Origin of the sequence: Pseudonocardia sp. (genome assembly GCF_035305885.1) — a bacterium.
Taxonomy (GTDB): Bacteria; Actinomycetota; Actinomycetes; order Mycobacteriales; family Pseudonocardiaceae; genus Pseudonocardia.
The window spans coordinates 1-3,461 of the sequence record NZ_DATGOP010000147.1 but is presented as its reverse complement, the minus strand read 5'-3'; the positions used below and the strand labels follow the sequence as shown (position 1 = coordinate 3,461).

The 3,461-nt window shown below is 76.0% G+C and carries 5 protein-coding genes; all 5 read right to left on the bottom strand.

All coding sequences use genetic code 11. The features are described from left to right. A partial coding sequence (locus tag VKZ81_RS32900) for a methylenetetrahydrofolate reductase (protein WP_491723629.1) occupies positions 1-521 on the bottom strand: 521 nt, incomplete at its 3' end. Further along, on the bottom strand, positions 518-1,378 hold the full coding sequence (locus VKZ81_RS32895) for a bifunctional 5,10-methylenetetrahydrofolate dehydrogenase/5,10-methenyltetrahydrofolate cyclohydrolase (protein WP_324245651.1): 861 nt from the start codon (positions 1,376-1,378) through the stop codon (positions 518-520). The genes VKZ81_RS32900 and VKZ81_RS32895, both read right to left, overlap by 4 nt. Then, the gene (locus tag VKZ81_RS32890) at positions 1,375-2,370 is read right to left on the bottom strand and encodes a carbohydrate kinase family protein (protein ID WP_324245650.1); all 996 of its coding nucleotides are present in this window, start codon (positions 2,368-2,370) and stop codon (positions 1,375-1,377) included. The genes VKZ81_RS32895 and VKZ81_RS32890 overlap by 4 nt, the downstream gene beginning before the upstream one ends. Positions 2,371-2,393: 23 nt before the next feature. Then, positions 2,394-3,302, bottom strand: a complete 909-nt coding sequence (purU, locus tag VKZ81_RS32885; RefSeq protein WP_324245649.1) for a formyltetrahydrofolate deformylase — start codon at positions 3,300-3,302, stop codon at positions 2,394-2,396. Positions 3,303-3,320: 18 nt separating this feature from the next. Continuing rightward, the coding region (locus VKZ81_RS32880) for an adenosylhomocysteinase (RefSeq protein ID WP_324241720.1) at positions 3,321-3,461 on the bottom strand (141 nt) is incomplete at its 5' end.

Sequence of the window (3,461 nt, the reverse complement as noted above, 5' to 3'; positions counted from 1 at the left end):
CCGAGGACCGGCTGCGGGTCGAACCCGAACTGCGTGACCACCACCGGCGCGATCCCGTGCTCGGTGAGCAGCGCGACCTTGGCGCGCAGGGCCGCGGCGAGCACGTCGCGGGCGATGTCGGGGTGCCCGTCGGGATAGCCCGCGACGCCCACCCCGCGCACGCCCGCCGCCTGGAGCGCCCCGCTGCGCAGCACCGCGAGGCTGTCGGCGTACGGCCCGGCGGGGGTGGTCGGGTCCCCGCCGACGACGAAGAGCTCGTCGAGCGCGCCCACCTCGCCGAGCGCCGCGAGGACCTCCTCGAGCTCGGCCCGGGAGCGCAGCCGCCGGGCGGCGAGGTGCGGTACCGGGGTGAGCCCGAGGCTCCGGGCGGCGCCCGCGGCCTCCACCCGCTGCTCGAGGGTCTCGCCCGCGAGGTAGGCGACGTGGACCCGGGTGCCGGGAGGCAGCAGGGGCGCGGTCTCCTCCAGCCGGGCCGCGTCGCGACCGGTGATCTCCAGCGAGAACCCGTCCAGCACGCTCACCGGGCACCTCCCACCGCGGCGAGCGGGGCTGCGGCCGCGGCGGCGACCGTGTTGCGCAGCAGCATCGCGATCGTCATCGGCCCGACCCCGCCGGGCACCGGGGTCAGCGCGCCGGCGACATGGCCCACCCGGTCGGCGTCGACGTCGCCGCACAGGCCGGAGCCGGTCCGGTGGATCCCGACGTCGATCACCGTGGCGCCCGGCGCGACGGCGTCCGGCCCGATCAGCCGCGGGACGCCGGCGGCCACCACGAGCACGTCGGCGGTCCGGCACACCGCCTCCAGGTCCCGGGTGCGGGAGTGGCACACGGTGACCGTGGCGTCCCGCTGCAGCAGCAGCTGCGCCACCGGCCTGCCGACGAGGTCGGAGCGCCCGACGACCACCGCGTGGGCGCCCTGCAGCGCCACGCCCGCGTCGTCGAGCAGCGCGAGCACGCCCTGCGGCGTGCACGGGCGCAGGCCGGGGCGGCCGAGCGCGAGCCGGCCGGCGCTCGCCTCGGTGAGGCCGTCGACGTCCTTCTCCGCCGGGATGCGGTTGATCAGGGCGGCGGGGTCGAGGTGCGGGGGCAGCGGCAGCTGCAGCAGGATCCCGCTGACGGCCGGGTCGGCGGCGAGCTCGTCGACGACGGCCGCCGCCTCGCCCTGGGTGACGTGGGCGGGCAGGTGCCGGTGCAGGTCGCGGATGCCCGCCTCCACGCAGCGCTTGCGCTTGCTGCGCACGTACACCGCCGACGCGGGGTCGTCCCCGATCAGCACGGTGGCGAGCCCCGGCGGCTCCGGCAGCCGGGCGACGTCCCGGGCGACCTCCTCGCGGACCCGACGGGCGAGGTCGGTGCCGTCCAGCAGCCGGGCGGTCACGTCGTCCCCCGGGCGCCGCGCAGCAGGGGCTCGAGGTCGGCGGCGGCGTCCGCGCCGTAGCACTCGGCGACCCGGCCGAGCTCGCGGTCCGGGTCGATCCGCCACTCCTGCGGCCCGGCCACCTCGAGCACGAGCGTCGCGACGAGCGCCCCGAGCTGAGCGGCCCGCTCCGGCCCGAACCCGGCGCCGACCCCGGCGAGGAACCCGGCGCGGAACCCGTCGCCGACCCCGGTCGGGTCCACGACCTCGCGCGGCGGGACGGCGTCGACGTGCACCTCGGTCTCGCCGTCGGCGATGACGCACCCCTTGGCGCCGAGGGTGGTGACGCGCAGCTCGACCCGGGCGGCGACGTCGCGCTCGCTCCACCCGGTGCGGCGCTGCATCAGCTCCCACTCGTACTCGTTGCTGAACAGGTAGCGCGCGCCGCCGACGAGCATGCGGCACCGGTCGGTGTCGAGGCGCGGCAGCTGCTGGGAGGGGTCGGCGGCGAACGGCAGGCCCAGCTCGCGGGCCTCCTGGGTGTGGGCGAGCATCGCGTCGGGGTCGTCGGCGCCGACGAGGACCAGCTCGACGCCGTGGCTCGCCACGAACGGGGCGAGCCGGATCGACGCCGCCTCGCTCATCGCGCCCGGGTAGAACGACGCGAGCTGGCACTGGGCGTCGTCGGTGGTGCAGGTGAACCGGGCGGTGTGCGCGGTCGTCGACGTGTGCACGCCCGCGCAGTCCACGCCGTGGCGCTCGAGCCACTCGCGGTAGTCGGCGAAGTCGGGGCCGACCGCGCCGACGAGCAGCGGGCGGGCGCCGAGCACGCCCAGCGCGAAGGCGATGTTGGCGCCGACCCCGCCGCGCCGCACGACGAGGTCGTCGACGAGGAAGCTCAGCGAGATCCGGTCGAGGTGGCCGTCGACGAGCTGGTCGCCGAACAGGCCCGGGTAGTGCATGAGGTGGTCGGTCGCGATCGAACCCGCGACCGCGATGGTGCCGGGTGGCATGGGCGTCTCCGGGGTAGGGCGGATCAGAAGACGACGGTGGTGCGCCCGTCGAGGAGCACCCGGTCCTCGCAGTGCCAGCGCACGGCGCGGGCGAGGACGGCGCGTTCGATGTCGGCGCCGGCGCGGGTGAGGTCGGCGACGCCGTCGCGGTGCGAGACCCGCACGACGTCCTGCTCGATGATCGGGCCCTCGTCGAGGTCCTCGGTGGCGTAGTGGGCGGTGGCGCCGACGAGCTTCACGCCCCGCTGCTTGGCCCGCTCGTAGGGCCCGGCGCCGGCGAACGCGGGCAGGAACGAGTGGTGGATGTTGATCACCGGTACGCCGACGCGGTCGAGGAAGTCGCCGGTCAGGACCTGCATGTAGCGGGCGAGCACCACGAGGTCCACCCGCCCGGCGAGCAGGTTGAGCTCGCGCTGCTCGGCCTCGCGCTTGGTGGCGCGGGTGACCGGGATGTGCGCGAACGGCACCCCGAACGCGGCGACGTCGGCCTCCAGGTCGGGGTGGTTGGACACGACCTGCACGACCGTGATCGGCAGCTCGCCCCGCCGGGCCCGCCACAGCAGGTCGAGCAGGCAGTGGTCGTAGCGGGACACGAACAGCGCCACCCGCGTCGGCGCCGACGCGTCGCGCAGGTGGAACGTCCCGCCGATCACCGAGGCGACCTCGGCGGCGAACCCGCGTTCCAGCTCCGGCAGCGCGGCGCGCACGCCGGGCAGGTGGAACTCGGTCCGCAGGAAGAACCGGCCGCCGACCGGCCCGGTGGAGAACTGGTCGGACTGCACGATGTTGGCGCCGCGGCGGTGCAGGAACGCGCTGACGCGGGCCACGATCCCCGGCCCGTCGGTGCAGGAGACGACGAGGCGGCCCACGTCGTCGCCCGCTGCGGGGTCGGGCGGCCCGGCCGCCCGCGGCCGTTCGAGTGCGGTGGTCATCGAGAGCACACCCCCGGCTCAGTAGCGGTAGTGCTCGGGCTTGAACGGGCCCTCGACGTCCACGCCGATGTACTCGGCCTGGTCCTTGGTGAGCTTGGTCAGCTCCCCGCCCAGGGCCTCGACGTGGATGCGGGCGACCTTCTCGTCGAGCACCTTGGG